The sequence below is a fragment of the Pseudomonas sp. GM78 genome, from assembly GCF_000282475.1.
Taxonomy (GTDB): Bacteria; Pseudomonadota; Gammaproteobacteria; order Pseudomonadales; family Pseudomonadaceae; genus Aquipseudomonas.
The window spans coordinates 1-21626 of the sequence record NZ_AKJF01000156.1 but is presented as its reverse complement, the minus strand read 5'-3'; the positions used below and the strand labels follow the sequence as shown (position 1 = coordinate 21626).

Below are 21626 nucleotides of genomic sequence, written 5' to 3'. Positions count from 1 at the left end.
ACCTTCGCGAGCAGTGAAACGCATCCCAGTGGGATGCGAACCTGCTCGTGAAGCCACGTGCACGGATTTTCTGATTTAAAACACTTTTCAATCTCCCCCCCTACATTCCCTTCACGACCTGTGGCACACTTTCTGCCGTCTATTCCGCTATTACATACAAGATTCCGCTATAACGGAATTTACTGAGCCTTCGAGAGCTCGGACAAGATCGTTTTCATGACGCTGATCCTTCGATCTTCAATCAGGAGAAACACCCATGAGCATTACTCGTTACGGCACCGGCAGCACCGCCGCGGGCGGTCAGCCACGTCCTTTCGCCCGCGCCGTTGAAGCCGATGGCTGGCTGCACGTTTCCGGGCAGGTGCCGGCGGTGGAGGGCGAGATCATTGTTGGTGGCATCGTCGAGCAGACGCACCAGACCATGAAGAACCTGATCGCGATTCTCCAGGAGGCGGGTTATGGCCTGGAAGATGTGGTGCGTGTTGGCGTGTGGCTGGAAGATCCGCGGGATTTCACCAGTTTCAACAAGGTCTTCTCCGAGTACTTCAAACCTGAACACGCACCGGCCCGGGCCTGTGTGCAGGCGAACATGATGGTCGACTGCAAGGTCGAGATCGACTGCATCGCGTACAAGAAAAAGGCCTGAACCGAGTCGTGCCCATCGCGGGCAAGCCACGCTCCCACAGGGTTCTATGTACTGCCACAGATTGCAGCCACACACTGATCCCTGTGGGAGCTGGCTTGCCAGCGATGGCGGCCTGACGGTCGCCGCAACACTCTGCGGTAAACTCCCGGCACTTTGAATGGGAACCACTGACATGAGCGAAGACACCATCAAGCGCCGGGCTCGCGGTCTGGACCGAGCGTTCGATATCCTCGATTTCCTCAAGGAGATCGGCCAGCCCCTGCGCCCGAACGACATCGCCAACGGCATCGGCAGTCCGAAATCCACGGTCTACGAGCTGGTGGCCTCGTTGCTGGAACGGCGGATCCTGGAACCGGTGGGCAAGGATGGTCACGTCTATCTCGGCCGCCAGCTGTACTTCCTCGGCCAGGCGCACCTGCGCCATTTCGACCTGACCCGCGAAGCCGATCGAGCCCTGCAGGAAATCGTCAGCCAGACCCACGAAACGGCGCAGATGTGCCTGCTCAACGGGCGCAAATACACCGTGGCGCTGATGAAGGAGGGCGAGCGGCATTTCCGCATTTCCTCGGACATCGGCGAGAACGCGCCCATCCCCTGGACAGCGTCCGGGCGCCTGTTACTGGCGCACCTGAGTGATGAGGAAATCGTCGACCTGATCGACCACGACGACTTCATCCTGCCCAACGGCGAACGTTTGCCGCTGGAACAGTTTCTCAAGGAAATCCGTCAGGCCGGCATCGATGGCTTTTTCTCCTTCGACAGCGTGGCCGACACCTTTACCCATTGCTTCGCCGCCCCGGTCAAAGGCCCCGATGGCGTGGCCATTGCCACCCTGTGCATCGTCGCCCCACGGGCGGATGCCAAGACCCATTACAGCGATTACCGCCGGGTGCTGATCGATAGCGCCAACAGCCTGGCCCGTCGCATCAACGAATGACAGCGGCTGCCCGCGGCCGCGAATGTGAGGAGTTCGACCATGTCTTCTGCCAAGAATATTGCCGCCGTGGAAAAGGGCTTTGCCCACACGGGCGCCCACCTGGTGCGCGACGTCAGCCTGCCTGCGCTGGTGCTGCATCGCGAAGCGCTTGAGCACAACATCCGCTGGATGCAGGACTTTGTCAGCAACAGCGGCGCGCAGCTTGCGCCCCACGGCAAGACCAGCATGACCCCGGCGCTGTTCCGCCGGCAACTGGACGCCGGTGCCTGGGGCATCACCCTGGCCAGCGCCACGCAAACCCGTGCGGCCTATGCCCACGGCGTGCATCGCGTACTGATGGCCAACCAGCTGGTCGGCACCCCGAACATGGCATTGATTGCCGATCTTCTGGCTGATTCGAATTTTGACTTCCATTGCATGGTCGATCACCCGGACAACGTCGCCGACCTCGGCGCCTATTTCGCTTCACGGGGTGTGCGCCTGAACGTGATGATCGAGTACGGCGTGGTCGGCGGTCGTTGCGGTTGCCGCAGCGAACAGCAAGTGCTGGACCTGGCCAAGGCAATCGCCGCACAACCGGCCTTGGCGCTGACCGGGATCGAAGGGTATGAGGGGGTGATCCACGGCGACCATGCGGTGAGTGGCATCCGCGCTTTCGCCGGCTCCCTGGTGCGACTGGCCGTGCAGTTGCAGGACAGCGGCGCGTTCGCGATTGCCAAGCCGATCATCACCGCTTCAGGTTCGGCCTGGTATGACTTGATCGCCGAGGAGTTCGAGGCGCAGAACGCTGGCGGGCGCTTCCTCAGTGTGCTGCGTCCAGGCAGCTATGTGGCCCACGACCATGGCATCTACAAGGAAGCGCAGTGCTGCGTGCTCGACCGCCGCAGCGATCTGCAGGAAGGACTGCGCCCGGCGCTCGAAGTCTGGGCGCACGTGCAGTCGTTGCCGGAGCCGGGTTTTGCGGTGATCGCCCTGGGCAAACGCGACGTGGCCTATGACGCCGGCTTGCCGGTGCCGTTGCTGCGCTACCGGGCCGGTGTAGTGCCGGCCAAGGGTGATGACGTGAGCGCTTGCAAGGTGACCGCCGTGATGGATCAGCATGCCTTCATGACCGTGGCACCGGGAGTTGATTTGCGGGTGGGCGACATCATTTCGTTCGGCACTTCGCACCCGTGCCTGACGTTCGACAAGTGGCGTGTGGGTTGCCTGGTGGATGAGCAGTTGAACGTCGTCGAGACCATGGAAACCTGTTTCTAAGGCTTGAGACCGCGTCGAGCCCATCGCTGGCAAGCCAGCTCCCACAGGGTTTTGTGAGCACTGAAGATCCATGTGGGAGCGGGCTTGCCCGCGAAGGGGCCCTGAAAGACAACAAAGAAACACCAGAGACCCCACAACATGCATACCATCAACACCCTGGCCCCCCACACCCCGCGCATCGCCCTGATCGGCGAATGCATGATCGAGTTGCAACACCGCGCCGACGGCAGTCTGCAGCAGAGTTTCGGCGGCGATACCTTGAACACCGCGGTCTACCTGTCCCGGGAGCTGGGCGCGGCGGGGTCGGTGGATTACGTCACCGCCCTGGGCGATGACAGTTTCAGCGATGCCATGTGCCAGAGCTGGGCCGCCGAAAACATTGGCCTGAGCAGGGTCCAACGCTTGCCCGGCCGCTTGCCGGGGCTGTATTGCATCCAGACCGACGCCGCCGGCGAGCGGCGTTTTCTCTATTGGCGCAATGAAGCGGCGGTGCGCGACTGCTTCACCACTCCGGCCGCCGCGCCGATCCTGGCCGCGTTGCCGGATTACGACGTGTTGTATTTCAGCGGCATCACCCTCGCGGTACTCGGCGTACAAGGTCGGGAGAAGTTACTGGAAACCCTGATCGAAGCGCGCCAGCGCGATGCGCGGATCGTCTTCGACAACAACTACCGACCGCGTTTGTGGGCCTCGGTGGAAGAGGCGCGGGTGGCTTACCGCAAGGTGCTGCCCTATGTCGACCTGGCACTGTTGACCGTCGATGACGAGCAGGCGCTGTTCCATTTCGCTGATTGCGAGGCGGTGTTTGCAGCGTATGAGCAGATCGGCACCGCTGAAGTGGTGCTCAAGCGCGGCGCCGAGGCGTGTCTGATTCGTTGTGCCGGCGAGTCATTCGAAGTGCCGGCGTTCGAGGTCGAGCGGGTGGTGGATACCACGGCGGCGGGTGATTCGTTCAGTGCGGCGTACCTGGCTGCGCGGCTCAAGGGCGGGAGCCCGGTCGAGGCGGCTGGGGCGGGGCATCGGTTGGCGAGCCGGGTGATTCAGGTGCCCGGGGCACTGATTCCGAAGTAAGTGTTGGATGGCCGCTGGCTGCGCCATCGGTTCGCTGGCAAGCCAGCTCCCACAGGTTTTATGGCGCGGCTGAAATCTGTGGCCATTTACAAATCCCTGTGGGAGCTGGCTTGCCAGCGATGGGGCCCTAAAGCAAACCAATCAATCCCGGTAAAACACCTGCACCAGGTGATACCCGAACTTGCTCTTGATCGGCCCATGCACCACCCGCAGCGGTTTCTTGAAGATCACCGCATCGATCGCCCCGACCATCTGGCCCGGCCGCACTTCACCCAGGTCGCCGCCGCGTTTGCCGGACGGGCAGGTGGAGTACTTCTTGGCCAGCACATCGAAGGCTTCACCCTTGGCGATGCGTTGCTTTAGTTGCTCGGCTTCTTCCGAGGTTTTCACCAGGATATGGCGGGCTTGAGCTTTCATGGGGCAGATACCTTGTTACGGTAGTGGCAGCGAGGGGGCGCGATTATGCCCCAACTCACTGCGGTTGACCGATCATCGTGCGAATCTTGTTGGCCAGCAGATCAATGGAAAACGGTTTGGCCACCATGTCCATGCCTTCTTCGAGAAAACCCTGGCGTTCGGCGGCCATCTGCGCGTAACCGGTCATGAACAGCACTTTCAGTTCCGGGCGATGCTGGCGCGCGATTTCCGCCAGTTGTCGTCCATTCATCCCGGGCAGTCCGACGTCGGTGACCAGCAGGTCGACCCGCAAGTCGGATTCGAGCAAGGGCAGGGCTGTCTTCGCGTCTTCGGCTTCATAAGCGTGATAACCCAACTCCTTGAGCAGATCGGTCACCAGCATGCGCACCGCCGGATCGTCTTCCACCAGCACCACCGTTTCGCCGGCAATCGCCGACGGTGCTTCGCTGACCACGGGCGACAGCACATCCTGCGGCTCGACGCCTAGCAGTCTCGGCAAGTACAGGCGCACGCTCGTGCCCTGGCCGGGCAGGCTGAACAGGGTCACGTGGCCACCGGACTGCTGGGCGAAACCGTAGATCATCGACAACCCCAGCCCGGTGCCCTGGCCGATGGGTTTGGTGGTGAAGAACGGGTCGAATGCCTTGGACAATACCTTGGGGGTCATGCCAGTGCCGTTATCGCTGACCGCGATCATCAGGTAATCCCCGGCCTTGACCGGTTCCAGGGTGGTGATATCGCTGCCGTCGAGATAGACATTGGCGGTTTCGATGCACAACTGGCCACCCTCGGGCATGGCGTCCCGGGCGTTGATCACCAGGTTGAGCAGGGCGTTTTCCAGTTGACTGACGTCGGTGCTGACCGTCCAGGCATCTTCGGCCAGTTGCAGCTTGAGTTCGATGTGGTCGCCCTTGGTCCGGCTGAGCAAATCTTCCAGGGAGTGGATAAGGTCGTTGGCGTTCAGCGTCTTGCGATCCAGCGACTGACGCCTTGAGAACGCCAGCAACCGGTGGGTGAGGGCGGCGGCGCGGTTGGCCGAGGACACCGCGGCCTCGGTGAAACGGCTGACTTCGGCGGCGCGGCCGTCGGCGATGTAGCGCTGCATCAGGTCCAGGCTGCCGATGATTCCAGTGAGCATATTGTTGAAGTCATGGGCGATGCCGCCGGTGAGCTGGCCCAGCGCTTCCATCTTCTGCGCATGCCGCAGGGCTTCTTCGGCGCGCTCGCGTTCGAACATCTCGCTGAGCAGTTTTTCGTTGGCCTCGGCCAATTGTCGGGTGCGGGCGCTCACCCGTTCTTCGAGGGTTTCATTGAGGTTTCGCAGGGCTTCTTCGGTCTGTTTGCGCTCGGTTTCGTCGATGACGAAGATGTAGAAACCATTCACCGCGCCATCCGCGCCGTGACGCGGCAGGTAATTCATCAGCGCCTGGCGGATGCTGCCGTCGCGGTGCGGGGTGCTGATGCTGAAACAGCAGGGCTTGCCGCTCAGGGCCTGGGCGATGTGCTCGGCGCGCAAGGCGTAGGCCTCATCACCCAGCACTTCGCGAATGGTGCGGCCGTAGAGTTCCTGGGGCGTCAGGCCATACCAGTCCAGGTAGGCGGCGTTGTTCAGGCGAAAGCGTTCTTCGCGGTCGACATAGCTGATCAGGATCGGCATGGCGTTGATGATCAACTGCAGCTCGGTCTGGCTCTGGCGCAAGGCCTGCTCGGTGTTCTTGCGATCGGTCAGGTCGAGGGCGGCGCCGAGGAAACGGATCGGCCGTCCATGGTGATCCTTGTAGCAGCGTCCGCGGGCGAACACCCAGCGCAACTGTCCATCGGGTTGCAGCAGGCGATATTCCTCGGCGTATTCGGCGCCGTGGGTGATACAATGCTTGATGCTGCGGGCTATCAGGCTGCGGTCTTCGGGGTGGACGCCGTGCAGGTATTCGCTGATCGGCAACTGGCCGGACAGGGCCGGCTCGATGCCGTGCAATTGGGCGAAGCGAGCATCGGCGATGAAGCGGTCCTGACTGATGTCCCAGTCCCAGGTGCCGACCGCGTCGGTGGCGGCGAGGGCCAGTTGCAGGCGCTCTTCGGTGTCTTGCTGGGCCTTGAGGCTCGCGGCGGAGCGCTGTTCGAGTTCGAGGGCGATGCGCCGGCGTTCGTTGGTTTCGATGGCGGTGACCAGGATCCCGGCGACCTGGGCGTCTTCATCGCGGATAGGGCTATAGGTCAGGTCAAGCCAGAAGTCGGAATCGATACCGTCGCGCTGCAGGGTAAAGCGCTGTTCGCTGTAGGTTCGCACCTGGCCTTGTAGGACTGCGCTGTAAATCGGGTCGGTAAAGTCCTTTAATTCGGGCCAGATCTGGTGGGTTGGCTGTCCGAAAGCGTGCGGATGCTTGCTGCCGGCCAGCAGCGCGAAGCCGTCGTTGTAGATCTGCGTCAGCTGCGGCCCCCAGAGCAGCAGCATCGGCATCGGCGAATGAATCACGATGTCCACGGCGGTACGCAGGCTCTGTGGCCAGGTGCCAGCAGCGCCCAGGGGGCTGTTTGCCCAGTCGAGTCTGGCAATCAAGGCCTGGGCATCGCTGCCGGTCGGTGATGCGTTCATCAAGATGTCCTGCACAAAAGTCGGTGTGGCGGCGTCAACTATCCTTGCAGGGCAGTAGACGCTGGATGACCTGCTTCAGGTCATTTTTTAACATTGAATGCTTCGTAGGTGCTTTTTGCCATGGAAATCGACGCGTTGTTAAGCCGCCTGGCCAGCCAGGATGGCTCTGATCTCTACCTGTCCACCGGCGCGCCGCCCAGTGCGCGGTTCGACGGTGTGCTCACCGCCCTGGCGGACCAACCGTTCAAGCCGGGAGACATTGCGACGATTGCGGCGTCCATCATGGACGCCGAACAGCGCCTTGAGTTCGATCGGGAGCTGGAAATGAACCTGGCGATCTCCCAGGCGGGCATCGGACGCTTTCGGGTGAACATCTTCAAGCAGCGTAACGATGTGTCGATGGTCGTGCGCAACGTCAAGCTCGACATACCACGCTTCGAAGACCTCAAGTTGCCGTCGGTGTTGCTTGAAACGGTGATGCTCAAGCAAGGGCTGATGCTGTTCGTCGGCGCTACCGACTCGGGCAAGTCTACCTCGCTGGCGGCGTTGATCGACTACCGTAATCGTCACGGTAGCGGCCACATCGTCACCATCGAAGACCCGATCGAGTACATCCACCGGCACCAGCGATCGATCATCAACCAGCGCGAGGTCGGTGTCGACACCCGCAGTTTTCATGCCGCCTTGAAAAATGCCCTGCGCCAGGCGCCGGACGTGGTGCTGATCGGCGAGATCCGCGACCGCGAAACCATGGAGCATGCCCTGGCGTTTGCCGATTCCGGGCACCTGGTGATCTCCACGCTGCATGCCCACAACGCCAGCCAGGCGCTCGACCGCATTATCAATTTTTTTCCCGAAGAGCGGCGGGGTCAACTGCTCAACGACCTGGGTAACAACCTCAAGGCGTTTGTCTCGCAGCGTCTGGTACGTACCCGTGATGGCCAGCGGCGTGCTGCGGTAGAGGTGATGCTGGGGACTCCGACCGTTGGCGACCTGATTCGGCGTAATGAGTTTTCCGAGTTGAAAGGGGTGATGGAGAAATCGGCGGCGCTGGGAATGCAAACGTTTGACGGGGCGCTGTTCGAGTTGGTCGCAGAAGGTGTGATCGACGAGGAAGAAGCGTTGAAACATGCAGATTCGGTGAACAACCTGCGATTGCGGTTGAAGTTGCACGGCGATACAACGCGAGGTTCTGCACAATCGTCAGGTGACTGGGGCTTGATGGATTGACCCATACCCTTGTAGGAGCGAGCCTGCTCGCGATGGTCGCAAACGATAACGCGGGATGCCTGAATCCCCGCGGTGCCCGGACCTCCATCGCGAGCAGGCTCGCTCCTACAGGGGAGGCTGTGTTTCAGTCCTGGAGTTCGGGGCGATCGCGGAATTGCTCGAGCGCCTCGGGGTTGGCCAACGCATCGGTGTTTTTCACCTTCTGCCCATGCACCACATTGCGCACCGCCAGCTCGACGATTTTGCCGCTGATGGTCCGGGGAATGTCGGTCACCGCGACAATCTTCGCCGGCACATGGCGCGGCGTGGTGTTGGCGCGAATGACCTGGCGAATCTGTTGTTGCAGCGCATCATCCAGTTCCACGCCCTCGCGCAAGCGCACGAACAGCACCACCCGCACGTCGTCCTGCCATTGCTGACCGATCGCCACGCTGTCGAGCACCTGCGGGACTTTCTCCACTTGCCGATAGATTTCCGCGGTGCCGATGCGCACGCCGCCGGGATTGAGCACGGCGTCGGAGCGCCCATGGATCATCATCGCGCCATGGGGCAGTTGTTCGGCGTAGTCGCCCTGGGCCCAGACACCGGGAAATTGGCTGAAGTAGGACGCCTTGAGCTTTTCGCCATCGGGGTCGCTCCACAGGCCGACCGGCATCGCCGGGAAGTGCCGCGTACACACCAATTCGCCCTTTTCGCCAATGACCGCCCGGCCTTCGTCGTTCCACACCTCCACGGCCATGGCCAGGCTCTTGCCCTGTATTTCGCCACGGCGCACCGGCTGCCAGGGGTTGCCGTTGACAAAACACGAGACGATGTCGGTGCCGCCCGACATCGAGGCCAGGCACAGGTCAGCCTTGAAATCGCGATAGACGTAGTCGTAGCTCTGCGGCGACAGCGCGGAGCCTGTGCAGAGCAAAGTCTTGAGGCTGCCCAGGTCATGGCTTTGCCCAGGCTTCACGCCGCTACTTTGCAGGGTGGCGAGGTACTTGGGGCTGGTGCCGAACACGGTGATGCGCTCGTCGTCGATCAGGTCGATCAAGCGTTGGGCATCCGGCTGGAAAGGCGAGCCGTCGTACAGCACCACGGCGCTGCCCACCGCCAGGGCCGAGACCAGCCAGTTCCACATCATCCAGCCGCAGGTGGTGTAGTAGAGCAGGCGATCGCCAGGGCCGAGATCGCAATGCAGGCCGTGTTCCTTGACGTGTTGCAGCAGCACGCCACCGGTGCTGTGGATGATGCATTTGGGCACGCCGGTGGTGCCGCTGGAATAGAGGATGTACAGCGGATGGTCGAACGGCACCGCAACGAAATCAGGGTCGCCACCCGGATCATAGAAATCGTCCCAGAGGGTGACGTTGGCCTGGGTACGGAAATCTTCGATGTGGGTTTCGGGGCGGGCATACGGCACGATCACCAGCTGCTGCAAGGACGGCAGGCGTTCGAGGATTTCGTTGACCTTGGCGCTCTGGTCGATCGCCTTGCCGGCGTAACGATAGCCGGCGCAGGTGACCAGCACTTTCGGTTCGATCTGGCCGAAGCGGTCGATCACCCCTTGGGTGCCGAAGTCCGGCGAGGAGCAGGACCAGATGGCCCCGAGGCTGGTGGTGGCGAGCATGGCCACCAGGGTTTGCCAGGTGTTGGGCATGCACGCCGCCACCCGGTCGCCAAGGCCGACACCGGCTGCGATCAAGCCATTCTGGAAGCCTGCGACGTGCTCCGCCAATTCGGCCCAGGTCAAGTGTTCACGCTGGCCGTTTTCAGCCACGGCCACGACTGCCACGGCATCGTCGCGACGACTGAGCAGGTGTTCGGCGAAATTCAGGGTAGCGCCTGGGAACCACTGGGCGCTGGGCATCTGCGGGCCTTCCAGCAGCACCGCGTCGGGTTGCTCATGGAAGCGGATGTCGAAGAAGTCGACGATGGCCTGCCAGAAGTCCGGGCGCTGATCGATCGACCATTGGTGCAGGGCGGGGAAGTCGTCGATGTGCAGGTGGTGCCGTTGATTGACGAAGCGCCGAAACGCCTCCATGCGGGTCTTGCCGATGCGTTCGGCGGTGGGTTGCCACAGTACTTCGGACATGATGTGCCTCTTTTTGTTAGTGAGTGCTGTGCACTCAATCGCGGGCAAGCCTTGCTCCTACAGAACCGAGGCACTCTTGTAGGAGCAAGGCTTGCCCGCGATGAACGATAACGCGGTCCAGCGGTTGCTTACTGCGCCAACCACCCACCATCGATATTCCACGCCGCACCACGCACCTGGGTGCCAGCCTCGCTGCACAAAAACAGCACCAGTTCGCCCAATTGCGGCGGTGTCACGAACTCCAGCGACGGCTGCTTCTCGGCCAACAAATCGTGCTGCGCCTGCTGCGGTTCGATGCCCTTGGCGGCGCGATCGTCGATCTGCTTCTGCACCAGTGGGGTCAGCACCCAGCCCGGGCAAATGGCATTGCAGGTGATGTTGCTGGTGGCCGTTTCCAGGGCGACGACCTTGGTCAGCCCTATCACGCCGTGCTTGGCGGCGACATAAGCGGCCTTGCCCGTCGAACCCACCAGGCCATGCACCGAGGCGATGTTGATCACCCGGCCCCAGCCCTTGGCGCGCATGCCCGGCAGGCTCAGGCGGGTGCTGTGGAACACCGACGACAGGTTGATGGCAATGATCGAATCCCAGCGCTCTACAGGGAACTCGTCAACGGGGGCCACATGCTGGATGCCGGCGTTGTTGACCAGAATGTCGACGCCGCCGAATTCGCGCTCGGCGTAGGCGATCATGTCGGCGATCTGCGCCGGGTCGCTGACGTCGGCCGGATGATGCCCAACCTTGCCGCCGAACTGCTCCACCTCGGCAATCACTTTGGATGCATCGCCGAATCCGTTGAGAATCAGGTTGGCGCCAGCCTTGGCCAGGCTCAGGGCTATCCCCAAGCCAATGCCGCTGGTGGAGCCGGTAACCAGTGCGGTCTTGCCCGAAAGAGTCGTCATCAATACCTCACACAATGCCAGTGGCGTAGAAAGTGCCGATCACTACGAAAACCGCCAGGGTCTTGATCAGCGTAATACAGAAAATGTCTTTGTAGGCTTCGCGGTGGGTCAGGCCGGTCACCGCCAGCAAGGTAATCACCGCGCCGTTGTGCGGCAGGGTGTCCATGCCACCACTGGCATGGCCGCTACCCGGTGCAGGACTTCCAGCGGGATGTTGGCGGCATGGGCCGCTGCGATAAAGTCATTGGCCATCGCCGCCAGCGCAATGCTCATACCGCCGGACGCTGAACCTGTGATGCCCGCCAGCAGGGTCACGGTGATCGCTTCGTTGACCAGCGGGTCAGGGATGCTTTTGAGCCAGTCGGCCAGAACCAGGAAGCCTGGCAACGACGCAATCACTGCACCGAAACCGTATTCCGACGCCGTGTTCATCGCTGCCAGCAATGAACCGCCGACCGCACTTCGGCTGCCTTCGGCCAATTTGCCGCGAATCGCCTGGAAGCCGAACACCAGCACCATGATGATGCCGACCAGCAATGCCGCCTGAACGGCCCAGATCGCCGTGAGCTTGGCAATTTCAGTGGTCACCGGCGCGGCCATGCCCGGCAACGCGAGGCTGTGGGTCTTGCCGTACCACTGTGGAATCCACTGGGTGAACAACAGGTTCATGATGCCCACGGCCAACAGCGGCGACAGTGCGATCCACGGATTGGGGAGTTTGATGTCGGCAGCGGTTTCCGGCTCGTTGCGCAGGTCGGTGCCATAGCCTTCGCCGCTAAGCTGAGCCTTGTTGCGCTGGCGCTGCAGAAACAGCATGCCGGCGCAGACCACGAAGATCGAGCCGATCAAACCCAGCCACGGCGCGGCCCAGGCGGTGGTGTTGAAGAAGGTGCTGGGGATGATGTTCTGGATCTGCGGGGTGCCGGGGAGGGCGTCCATGGTGAACGAAAAGGCGCCGAGGGCGATGGTCGCGGGGATAAGGCGCTTGGGGATGTTGCTCTGGCGGAACATTTCCGCGGCAAACGGGTAAACCGCGAACACCACCACGAATAGCGAGACGCCGCCGTAGGTCAGCAGGGCGCAGACCAGCACGATCACCAGCATCGCCTGGCGGGTGCCGAGCACGCGAATGGCCGCCGCGACGATGGAGCGCGAAAAACCGGACAACTCGATGAGCTTGCCGAACACCGCGCCGAGCAGGAAGACAGGGAAATACAGTTTGATGAAACCGACCATTTTCTCCATGAAAACCCCGGTGAAGGCTGGGGCGACGGCGGAAGGATCGGTGAACAGGACGGCGCCGAGGGCGGCAATCGGGGCAAAAAGGATAACGCTGTAGCCACGGTAAGCAGCCAGCATCAGCAGCGCGAGGGCTGCCAAGGCAATGATCACACTCATGGTGTGTCTCCTGGATTGTTATTTTTGTGTGGGTGCAACTTTTGTGGGGAAAGGCTTTAGCGAGTTTCGTGCCAGATATATAAGTTATTGAAATATAAGGCAATTAAGTTTATTGGTGGTGGTGTGCGATGTAATTGTCTCTGTTTTGAGATTTATGGCGGCCGGGCGGGGCCTTCGCGGGCAAGCCTCGCCCCTTGTAGAAGCAAGGCTTGCCCGCGAAGAGGCCCTATCTACCAATAGAGATTTATGTCTCGTTAATGAGACTCCGCTATCCCCAACGCCACCATCTTCTTGTACAAGGTCGACCGCCCCAACCCCAACCGCGCCGCTGCTTCAATCACCTTGCCCCCGCATTGCGCCAGGGCCGCTTCAATCAATTGCCGGTCAAAGCGCTCACGCGCCGCACTGAACGTCTCATGCTCCACGACTTCCACAGGCAACGGCGCCACGCGCGCTATCGGCGTGAAAGTCCCGATCGCAGCACGGATATCCGCTACCGTAAGGCGCAAATCATCACTGAGTAATGCCGCCCGCTCCAGCACGTTGCGCAGTTCCCGAATGTTCCCCGGCCAGGCGTGTTGACCCAGGAGTGCCAGCGCTTCGCTGTTCAGTTCGTGCTGGCTGCGCAGTTCTTCAAGGATCGCTTCACTGAGGGCGGGCAAGTCGTCGAGACGCTCGCGCAGCGGTGGCACCTGGATCGGCAGAACGTTGAGGCGGTAGTAAAGGTCGGCGCGAAACTCGCCACGCTTGATCGCCGCTTCCAGATCGGTCGAGGTCGCGGCGATCACCCGCACATCGCTCTGGATCACCTCGTTGGAGCCCACCGGTTCGAATTCCTTTTCCTGCAGCACCCGCAGCAATTTGCTTTGCAGGGGCAACGGCATGTCGCCGATTTCATCGAGGAACAGCGTACCGCCCTGGGCGATCTGCAGTTTGCCGGCGCGACCTTTGCGGTCGGCGCCGGTATAGGCGCCAGGGGCGGTGCCGAAGAATTCGGCCTCCAGCAGTGATTCGGGGATGGCCGCACTGTTGATGCTGACAAACGCCTTGTGTGCTCGCGGCGAGGCGCTGTGGATCGCCTGTGCCAGCAATTCCTTGCCGGTGCCGGTTTCACCGAGCAGCAATACCGGCGAGTCGGTGCTGGCGCTGCGCCGGGCCCGGCGCTTGACTTCCAGGCTGGCGGCGCTGGTGCCGATGAAGTGGGCGAAGTTATAGCGGGTCTGTCGTGCCCGCAGCAGCGAGCGCGTGGAAGCCAGTTCTTGCTGCATGCTCATGTAGCGCTTGAGCATCGGTGACAGGCTGCGCAATTCGTCGAACAAGGCAAAGCCGATGGCCCCGATCACCTCGCCGGAATCGTCGTGAATCGGCAGGCGCATGACCACCAGCGGTTCTTTGGGGGTGTCCTGCATGTCGAGCAGGATCGGTCGGCCGGTGCGCACTACCTCGCGCAACAGGCTGCCGGGGATGACGCTTTCGCAGGCCTTGCCAATCGCGCCTTCAGCCGATGGAAGGCCAAAACGCTTGGCATAACGCTCGTTCATCCAGACGATATTGGCGTCGCGGTCGACGATCACCGTGCCTTCACTTGACTGCTCGATGATCTCGAACAGCGAGCGGATCGCCAGCAGGCGCACACGCTGGTAGTCCTTGAGGCTTTCGGTGGTGTTCATGGAGGATGATCCTGATTTTATGTTGCTTGTGCTGGCCTTATCGCGGGCAAGCCCGCTCCCACAGGGTATGGGATTGCCACCGAATGTAGGGTAGACACAAAACCTGTGGGAGCGGGCTTGCCCGCGATGGCCGCGACACGGTTTAACGGCATGCGCCGGATTATGCCTGCCCCACATGCGCCGCCGCCAACAGCTCTTTGGTGTACGGATGCTGCGGTGAATCGAACACGTTGTGGCTGGCACCGCGTTCGACCACCTTGCCGTCCTTGATCACGATCATGTCGTGGGCCAGGGCGCGCACCACCGCCAGGTCGTGGCTGATGAACAGGTAGGTCAGCCCGTGCTTTTCCTGGAGTTGACGCAGCAGGGCGACCACCTGCTTTTGCACGGTACGGTCCAGCGCAGAGGTGGGTTCGTCCAGCAGGATCAGCGCGGGCTTGAGTACCAGCGCGCGGGCGATGGCGATGCGCTGGCGCTGGCCCCCGGAGAACTCGTGGGGGTAGCGATGCCGGCTTTGGGGGTCGAGCCCGACTTCCTGCAGCGCCCGGATCACCTCGGCGTTGCATTGCTCGGCGTTCAGCTGGCTATGCACCTCCAGGCCCTCGCTGATGATCTGCGCCACGGACATGCGCGGGCTGAGACTGCCGAACGGGTCCTGGAACACCACCTGCATTTTCTTGCGCCACGGCCGTAACTGTTTCTGCGTCAGTCCATCGAGCGCCTGGCCCTGGAAGTGAATAGCACCCTCGGAGTCCAGCAGGCGCAGGATCGCCTGGCCGAGGGTGGACTTGCCGGAACCCGACTCGCCGACGATGCCCAGGGTCTTGCCGCGCTGGATGCTCAGGCTGATGCCGTCCACGGCCTTGAGGTAAGTCTTGCGTTGGAACAGTCCGCCACCGACGGCAAATTGCACCCGCAGGTCGTGCACCTCCAGGACTTTTTCCCGTTCGTCACGGGGCAGGGCTTCGCCTTCGGGCTCGGCGTTGAGCAGCACGCAGCTGTAAGGGTGTTTCGGTGCGGTGAACATCGTCTCGCAGGTGGCTTGCTCGACGATTTCCCCGGCCTTCATCACGCAGACGCGCTGGGCAATGCTGCGCACCAGATTGAGATCGTGACTGATCAGCAGCAGCGACATGCCCAGTCGCTGCTGCAGCGACTTGAGCAGCAGCAGGATCTTGCGCTGCACTGTCACGTCCAGCGCGGTGGTCGGTTCGTCGGCGATCAACAATTCCGGCTCGCAGGCCAGGGCCATGGCGATCATCACCCGTTGGCGCTGGCCACCCGATAGCTGATGGGGGTACGACTTGAGCCGTTCCTGGGGGTTCTGGATGCCCACCAGATGCAGTAACTCGAGAATGCGCGCTTGCGCCACTTTGCCGGCCAGGCCCTTGTGCACCAGCAAGGTTTCGCCGATCTGCTTCTCGATACTGTGCAGCGGGTTCAGGGAGGTCATCGGTTCCTGGAAGATCATCGCAATGCGATTGCCCCGCAGTTCGCGCAATTTGCGCGCATCGGCGCCCACCAGTTCCTGGCCGCGATAACGGATGCTGCCGCTCGTCTCGGTACCGCATTCAGGCAGCAATTGCAGGATCGAGTGCGCCGTCACGGACTTGCCCGAGCCTGACTCGCCCACCAGCGCCAGGCATTCGCCGGGGCGGATGTCCAGGCACAGGTCGCGCACCACGGTCTGGCCGCTGAAGGCGACGCTGAGGTCACGGATTTCGATCAGGTTGGTCATATCAACAGTCCGCTTCACGAACGGGGGTCAAAGGCGTCGCGCAAGGCTTCGCCGATGAACACCAGTAGAGAAAGAATCAACGCCAGGGTGAAAAACGCCGTCAGGCCCAGCCACGGCGCCTGCAGGTTTTGCTTGCCTTGGCCGATCAATTCGCCCAGCGATGCACTGCCGGCCGGCATGCCGAAACCGAGGAAGTCCAGCGCGGTGAGGGTCGAGATGGCCCCGGTAAGAATGAACGGCAGGTAGCTCAAGGTCGCGTTCATGGCGTTGGGCAGGATATGCCGCACGATCACCTTGCGGTCGGTCAGGCCCAGGGCGCGGGCGGCCTTGACGTATTCCAGGTTGCGCCCGCGCAGGAATTCGGCACGCACCACGTCCACCAGGGCCAGCCAGGAAAACAGTGCCATGATCCCCAGCAACCACCAGAAATTCGGCTCGACGAACCCCGAGAGGATGATCAGCAGGTACAGCACCGGCAGCCCGGACCAGACTTCCAGCAGTCGCTGGCCGAGCAAGTCGACCCAGCCGCCGTAATAGCCTTGCAGGGCGCCTGCGGCGATGCCGATCAGCGCGCTGACGAAGGTCAGCATCAAAGCAAACAGGATCGATACCCGTGCGCCGAATATCACTCGCGCCAACACGTCCCGCGCCTGATCGTCGGTGCCCAGCCAGTTCACGTCCGAAGGGGGGCTCGGCGCCGGTTTGTTCAGGTCATAGTTGGGTGTGTCGTCACTGAAGGGGATTAGCGGGAACAAGAGCCAGCCACCGTCCTTCTTGATCAGGTTCTGCACATAATCGCTGCGGTAATCGGCCTGGAACGGCAGTTGTCCGCCGAACTCCTGCTCGGTGTAGCGCTTGAGCGCCGGGAAGTACAACGAACCCTGGTAGCTGACCACCAGCGGTTTGTCATTGGCGATCAGCTCGCCACCCAGCGTCAGCAGGAACAGCCCGACAAACAACCACAGCGACCACCAGCCGCGGCGGTTTTTCTTGAAACGCTCGAAGCGGCGTCGGCCTAATGGCGAAAGCTTCAACATCAGGCATTCCTCGCGGCGAAGTCGATGCGCGGATCGACCAGGGTGTAGCACAGGTCGCCGACCAGTTTTATCAGCAGGCCGAACAGCGTGAAGATGAACAGCGAGCCGAACACCACCGGGTAGTCCCGTGATACGGCCGCTTCGTAGCTCATGCGACCCAGGCCATCGAGGGAAAAAATCACTTCGATCAGCAGGGAACCGGCAAAAAACACACTGATGAAGGCCTGGGGAATCCCCGACACCACCAGCAACATGGCGTTGCGAAATACGTGGCCGTACAGCACCCGGCGTTCACTCAGGCCCTTGGCGCGGGCGGTGACCACGTACTGACGGGTGATTTCGTTGAGGAACGAGTTCTTGGTCAGGATGGTCAGGGTCGCGAAACCGCCAATCACCAGCGCGGTCACCGGCAGTATCAGGTGCCAGAAGTAATCGACGACCTTGCCCAGGGTCGATAGCGACTCGAAATTGTCCGAGACCAGCCCGCGTACCGGGAACCAGTTCAGTGAGGTACCGCCGGCGAACACCACGATCAGGAACATGGCGAACAGGAAAGCCGGCATGGCATAGCCGATGATGATCGCGGTGCTGCTCCAGACATCGAAATGACTGCCGTGGTGCACGGCCTTGCGAATGCCCAGGGGAATCGACACCAGGTAGGTGATCAGCGTCGCCCAGAGCCCGAGGGAGATGGTGACCGGCATTTTTTCCAGGATCAGGTCGGTGACGGTGGCGCCGCGAAAGAAGCTTTTGCCGAAGTCCAGGCGCGCGTAACTGGTGAGCATCAACCACAGGCGTTGCGGTGCCGGTTTGTCGAAGCCGTATTGCTTTTCGATGTCCTTGATCAGCTTCGGATCGAGACCGCGGCTGGCCCGGGAATGGCCCATGGTCTCGCTCGAGCCGCCACCGACACTGGCGCCGCCGATGCCCTGCAGATGGGCGATGGCCTGTTCCACCGGGCCACCCGGTGCGGCCTGGACGATGACGAAGTTGACCAGAAGAATGATCACCAGTGTCGGGATGATCAGCAGCAGGCGCCGTACGATATAAGCCCACATCAATGCGGTCCTCCGGGGCTGCCACGACGTATGCGCTCGGCGGTCATCTGCTGGTTGGTCAGCGGCGTGGTGCTCATTTCCCACCAGCTCTCGATGGCTTCGTCATTGCTTGCCTGCACGTTCGGTATGCCGAAGCGATTCCACCATACGGTAGAGGTGCCTGGCGGGTAATAGTTGGGAATCCAGTAATAGTTCCATTGCAGCACCCGGTCGAGCGCATGGGCGTAGTGCAACATGTCGGCCTGGGTATTGGCACGGATCAGGCCGTTGATCAGGGTGTCCACCGCCGGGTTCTGCAACACCATGTAGTTGTTGGCGCCGGGATCGAGGGCCGACACCGAGCCGAAGTAGTTGATCAGTTCGCCCCCGGGCGAGGTGGTGACTGGATAGCCGGTGACAATCATGTCGTAGTCGCGGCTCATCAGGCGATTGACGTACTGCGACGAGTCGATGCGGCGGATGTTCAGGTCGATGCCGATCTGTTTCAGGGTGCGCTTGTAGGGCAGGAGCAAGCGGTCCATGCCGTTCTGGCTGACCAGGAAGGTGAAGCTCAGTGGCTCGCCGTCGGCGTTCACCAGTTGATCGCCCCGGGGTTTCCACCCGGCCTGTTCGAGCAGGTCCAGGGCTTGCAACTGCTTGTCACGAATCACGCCGCTGCCATCGGTTTTTGGGGGTTCGAACACTTGGCTGAAGACTTCATCGGGGACCTGTCCACGCAAGGGTTCCAGGATCGCCAGCTCGGCGGCATCGGGTAACTGCCGGGCGGCCAGGTCAGTATTGGAAAAGTAGCTCTGCTGGCGGATGTACAGGTTGCGCATCATTTGCCGGTTGCTCCATTCGAAATCCCAGAGCATCGCCAGCGCCTGGCGCACCCGGCGATCCTGGAACATCGGTTTTTGCAGGTTGAACACGAAACCCTGGGCCGATTGTGGCGCTTCGGTGGCCAGGTGCGCCTTTTGCAGGCGACCGTCGCTCAGGGCCGGGCTTTCGTAGCCAATGGAGTAGCCGGTGGCGGAAAACTCGCGGTTGTAGTCGTAGGCGCCACCGCGCAATACCTGGCGCGCGACATCGGTATCGCCGAAGTACTCGATGCTGAAACGGTCGAAATTGTACAGCCCGCGGCTGACCGGCAGGTCCTTGCCCCACCAGTCGGGGTTGCGCTCGAAGGTGATACTGCGTCCCGAATCGACCTTGCCGACCTTGTACGGTCCGCTGCCCAGGGGCGGCTCGTAACCGCCGCCATCGGCGAAATCACGAGTCTTCCACCAGTGTTCGGGAAACACCGGCAAGGTTGCGATGTCCAGCGGCAGGGTACGGTTTTCGTTGTTCTTGAAGTCGAAGCGCACGGTCAATGGCGACTCGACCTCCACACCCTTCACGTCGGCGAACTGCGTGCGATAGCGCAGGCTGCCCTGGGTCATCAACAGATCGAAGGTGTAGCGCACATCCTGGGCAGTGATCGGCTTGCCATCAGCGAATTGTGCCTTGGGGTTGAGGTAGAAACGCAGGGTCAGGCCATCGTCGGAGCGCTCCATTTGCTGCGCCACCAGGCCGTACACCGTGTAAGGCTCGTCCAGCGAGCGCTGCGCCAGGGGAGAGTAGAGCAGGCCATCGATCTGCGTCACGCCGATGCCCTTGTCTATATAAGGCAGCACGTGGTCGAAATGCCCGATCTCGATCGCCGAACGGCGCATCGTCCCGCCCTTGGGCGCCAGTGGGTTGGTGTAGGCAAAATGACTGAAGCCGGCAGGGTACTTGGCGGGCTCGCCGTATACGGTCAACGCATGTTGCGGTGCGGCATTCACACCAGCGGCGCCCAGGAGCAGGGCCACGGCAGTGAACAACAAAGTCGGGAAAGCCAGTCGCATTGTCAGCCTTAGAGCCGGGGATCGTTAAGCACAATTTGTACGCTAGCGGCGCGTCCCTCGCCAGCCGAATTACGTATCTGAAACACGACGGCCCACCAGAGGGCGGGCCGTTGCACAGCAAATCCAGGCGTTTATCAGTCCTGGCGGCTGGTCACTTCCAGCAGGTGATAGCCGAACTGCGTCTTGACCGGACCTTGCACCACGTTGATCGGTGCGCTGAAGACCACGGTGTCGAACTCCTTGACCATCTGGCCCGGGCCGAACGAGCCCAGGTCACCGCCCTGGCGGCTGGAAGGGCAGGTGGAGTTGGCTTTGGCGACTTCGGCGAAGTCTGCGCCCGCCTCGATTTGGGCTTTCAGTTCGTTGCACTTGGCTTCGCTGGCAACAAGGATGTGACGGGCAGTGGCTTTGGCCATGGGAAAACTCTCCATTCAATGTGCGGTAAAGTGCTGAGCCTACCGGATTCAGTGGGGTATTTCTCCTCAAAGTTCCGTTGCCAGCGCTCTGGACGGCAGGTTTGGGTTAAAGACCGGCATTTTCCAGGCGCTCGGCGTGCTGCACGTAAAGATCGATCGGGTCGATGCGCCTTTCACTTTGACCACCGACCTGGCGAAGGGTGCCCAGATGGTCCAGCGGATAGTCGGAGCGGATGACAGTGCCCAGATGGGAGCTGTAGCGCCCGACCATGCCATCGTTCTGCAAGGGCTCGGAGGTGAAAAAACGTGACAACGCCCGCAGCAGTCCGTGGGACGGATCAAGTGCGTCCAGTTCGACATCCCGGCGCTTTCCCTGGAGGATGCCACTCCAGGAGTAATAGCTGACACCATTGACCTGTTCGCTGCCCTTGCCACCCCAGCTCTGCGGCAAGCCTTGCGGGTACTTCTGGTTAAACTCGCCCACGCCTTGGGTGGTCAGGGCGTTCAACGCGGCGATGGCATTTTGCGGTATCCGACGTTTGCCGCTGAGCAACGACAGGAGGTCGGCGAACAATGTGGCAACGGTTTCAGCCAGCGTTTCCGGAAGGTCGCCGGGCGTCAGTGCCTTGCGTAGCAAGTCGGCCAGTTCCGACCCGTGGTTCGGTCCGCTGACGGACGTCACCGAGGCCACCTTGCCGGGCGCTGTCGCGGCGGCATAACGTGCGGCCAACGCGCCCTGGCTGTGGCCGATCAGATTGACCTTGTGGGCGCCGGTCCCCTGCAGTACCCGCTGGATCTGCGACAGGAGCTGTTCGCCACGGACTTCGTTGCTGTGGGTGGCGGATAGCTGCGGGACGAACACGCTCGCCCCGGCGTCCCGCAGGGCCTGCTTGACGTCATGGAAGAGTTGCACACTGCCGATCCGCTCGAAGCCGAAAAGCCCGTGCACCAGCAGGATGGGATGATGAGTCTTTGCATTCCGTTGCATGTTCATTCCTTTTTCCAGGGTTCAAGAAAGTGATTTCGACCTCACTTTAAAGACTCCAATGCTGGCGCGATGCATGAAATGGCCGCGGTGGCTTGGGGAAAAAGGCATAGGTACGGTACGAATGCTCGGAAGTGGGCGTGGCCTTGGTCGTGAACTGTGCAGGGCTTTTGCGGTGCTGGACTGTATATAGATTGCGGGAATATCCATTGCTGCGGTCACGGCCACTTATGGTTTCGCCCTTACGGCGACTCACTTTTGAAAGAGCCTGTACGGACCGGACACATGGTTGACGGGTGTACGGGGACATGGTGGACACTTTC

The 21626-nt window shown here is 61.6% G+C and carries 16 protein-coding genes and 1 pseudogene; 5 read left to right on the top strand and 12 right to left on the bottom strand.

The genetic code is table 11. The features are described 5' to 3' along the window. Window positions 1-256: 256 nt before the first annotated feature. The 4 genes from PMI35_RS07325 (at window position 257) to PMI35_RS07340 (ending at window position 3911) form a co-directional block, all read left to right on the top strand. Window positions 257-646, top strand: coding sequence for a RidA family protein (locus tag PMI35_RS07325; RefSeq protein WP_008063617.1), 390 nt, complete (start codon window positions 257-259; stop codon window positions 644-646). Between the two features lie 172 nt (window positions 647-818). After that, window positions 819-1583, top strand: a complete 765-nt coding sequence (locus tag PMI35_RS07330; RefSeq protein WP_008063610.1) for an IclR family transcriptional regulator — start codon at window positions 819-821, stop codon at window positions 1581-1583. Between the two features lie 39 nt (window positions 1584-1622). Further along, complete coding sequence (locus PMI35_RS07335; protein WP_008063605.1) at window positions 1623-2840, top strand: amino acid deaminase; 1218 nt, start codon at window positions 1623-1625, stop codon at window positions 2838-2840. A gap of 138 nt (window positions 2841-2978) precedes the next feature. Further along, entirely contained in the window at window positions 2979-3911 is a 933-nt protein-coding gene (locus PMI35_RS07340) for a sugar kinase (RefSeq protein WP_008063603.1), read from the top strand. A gap of 141 nt (window positions 3912-4052) precedes the next feature. On the opposite strand, the gene PMI35_RS07345 is transcribed toward PMI35_RS07340, so the two are convergent. Together PMI35_RS07345 and PMI35_RS07350 are read right to left on the bottom strand one after the other, a co-directional pair. Next, window positions 4053-4328 (bottom strand): peptidylprolyl isomerase, encoded by a 276-nt coding sequence (locus PMI35_RS07345; protein ID WP_007933743.1) that lies wholly within the window; start codon window positions 4326-4328, stop codon window positions 4053-4055. A gap of 55 nt (window positions 4329-4383) precedes the next feature. Further along, window positions 4384-6921: a PAS domain-containing hybrid sensor histidine kinase/response regulator gene (locus tag PMI35_RS07350; protein ID WP_008063602.1), complete on the bottom strand. Its 2538-nt coding sequence runs from the start codon at window positions 6919-6921 to the stop codon at window positions 4384-4386. A 120-nt stretch (window positions 6922-7041) separates the two neighbouring features. Between PMI35_RS07350 and PMI35_RS07355 the strand changes: the two genes are divergently transcribed. Beyond that, the gene (locus PMI35_RS07355; protein WP_008063601.1) at window positions 7042-8151 is read left to right on the top strand and encodes a PilT/PilU family type 4a pilus ATPase; all 1110 of its coding nucleotides are present in this window, start codon (window positions 7042-7044) and stop codon (window positions 8149-8151) included. Between the two features lie 124 nt (window positions 8152-8275). Here PMI35_RS07355 and PMI35_RS07360 read toward each other — a convergent pair whose 3' ends face one another. From PMI35_RS07360 to PMI35_RS07405, 10 genes and pseudogenes are all read right to left on the bottom strand, one after another. Then, a complete protein-coding gene (locus PMI35_RS07360) occupies window positions 8276-10231 on the bottom strand; it encodes an acetoacetate--CoA ligase (RefSeq protein ID WP_008063600.1) in 1956 nt (651 codons plus the stop codon). A 128-nt stretch (window positions 10232-10359) separates the two neighbouring features. Then, window positions 10360-11133: a 3-hydroxybutyrate dehydrogenase gene (locus PMI35_RS07365; protein WP_008063598.1), complete on the bottom strand. Its 774-nt coding sequence runs from the start codon at window positions 11131-11133 to the stop codon at window positions 10360-10362. A 7-nt stretch (window positions 11134-11140) separates the two neighbouring features. Beyond that, a pseudogene (locus PMI35_RS07370) lies at window positions 11141-12531 on the bottom strand (GntP family permease). Window positions 12532-12785: 254 nt separating this feature from the next. Further along, window positions 12786-14201 (bottom strand): sigma-54 interaction domain-containing protein, encoded by a 1416-nt coding sequence (locus PMI35_RS07375; RefSeq protein ID WP_008063592.1) that lies wholly within the window; start codon window positions 14199-14201, stop codon window positions 12786-12788. A gap of 160 nt (window positions 14202-14361) precedes the next feature. Next, complete coding sequence (locus PMI35_RS07380) at window positions 14362-15939, bottom strand: ABC transporter ATP-binding protein (RefSeq protein WP_008063591.1); 1578 nt, start codon at window positions 15937-15939, stop codon at window positions 14362-14364. A gap of 14 nt (window positions 15940-15953) precedes the next feature. Beyond that, window positions 15954-16976: an ABC transporter permease gene (locus tag PMI35_RS07385; protein ID WP_008063589.1), complete on the bottom strand. Its 1023-nt coding sequence runs from the start codon at window positions 16974-16976 to the stop codon at window positions 15954-15956. Then, on the bottom strand, window positions 16976-18034 hold the full coding sequence (locus tag PMI35_RS07390) for a microcin C ABC transporter permease YejB (RefSeq protein WP_008063588.1): 1059 nt from the start codon (window positions 18032-18034) through the stop codon (window positions 16976-16978). The genes PMI35_RS07385 and PMI35_RS07390 overlap by 1 nt, the downstream gene beginning before the upstream one ends. Continuing rightward, window positions 18034-19902 (bottom strand): extracellular solute-binding protein, encoded by a 1869-nt coding sequence (locus tag PMI35_RS07395; protein WP_008063586.1) that lies wholly within the window; start codon window positions 19900-19902, stop codon window positions 18034-18036. Before PMI35_RS07395 ends, PMI35_RS07390 begins: the two co-directional genes overlap by 1 nt. 134 nt (window positions 19903-20036) lie before the next feature. Then, window positions 20037-20318: a peptidylprolyl isomerase gene (locus PMI35_RS07400; protein WP_007984657.1), complete on the bottom strand. Its 282-nt coding sequence runs from the start codon at window positions 20316-20318 to the stop codon at window positions 20037-20039. A gap of 106 nt (window positions 20319-20424) precedes the next feature. After that, entirely contained in the window at window positions 20425-21306 is an 882-nt protein-coding gene (locus PMI35_RS07405) for an esterase/lipase family protein (protein ID WP_008063584.1), read from the bottom strand. Window positions 21307-21626 lie beyond the last annotated feature (320 nt).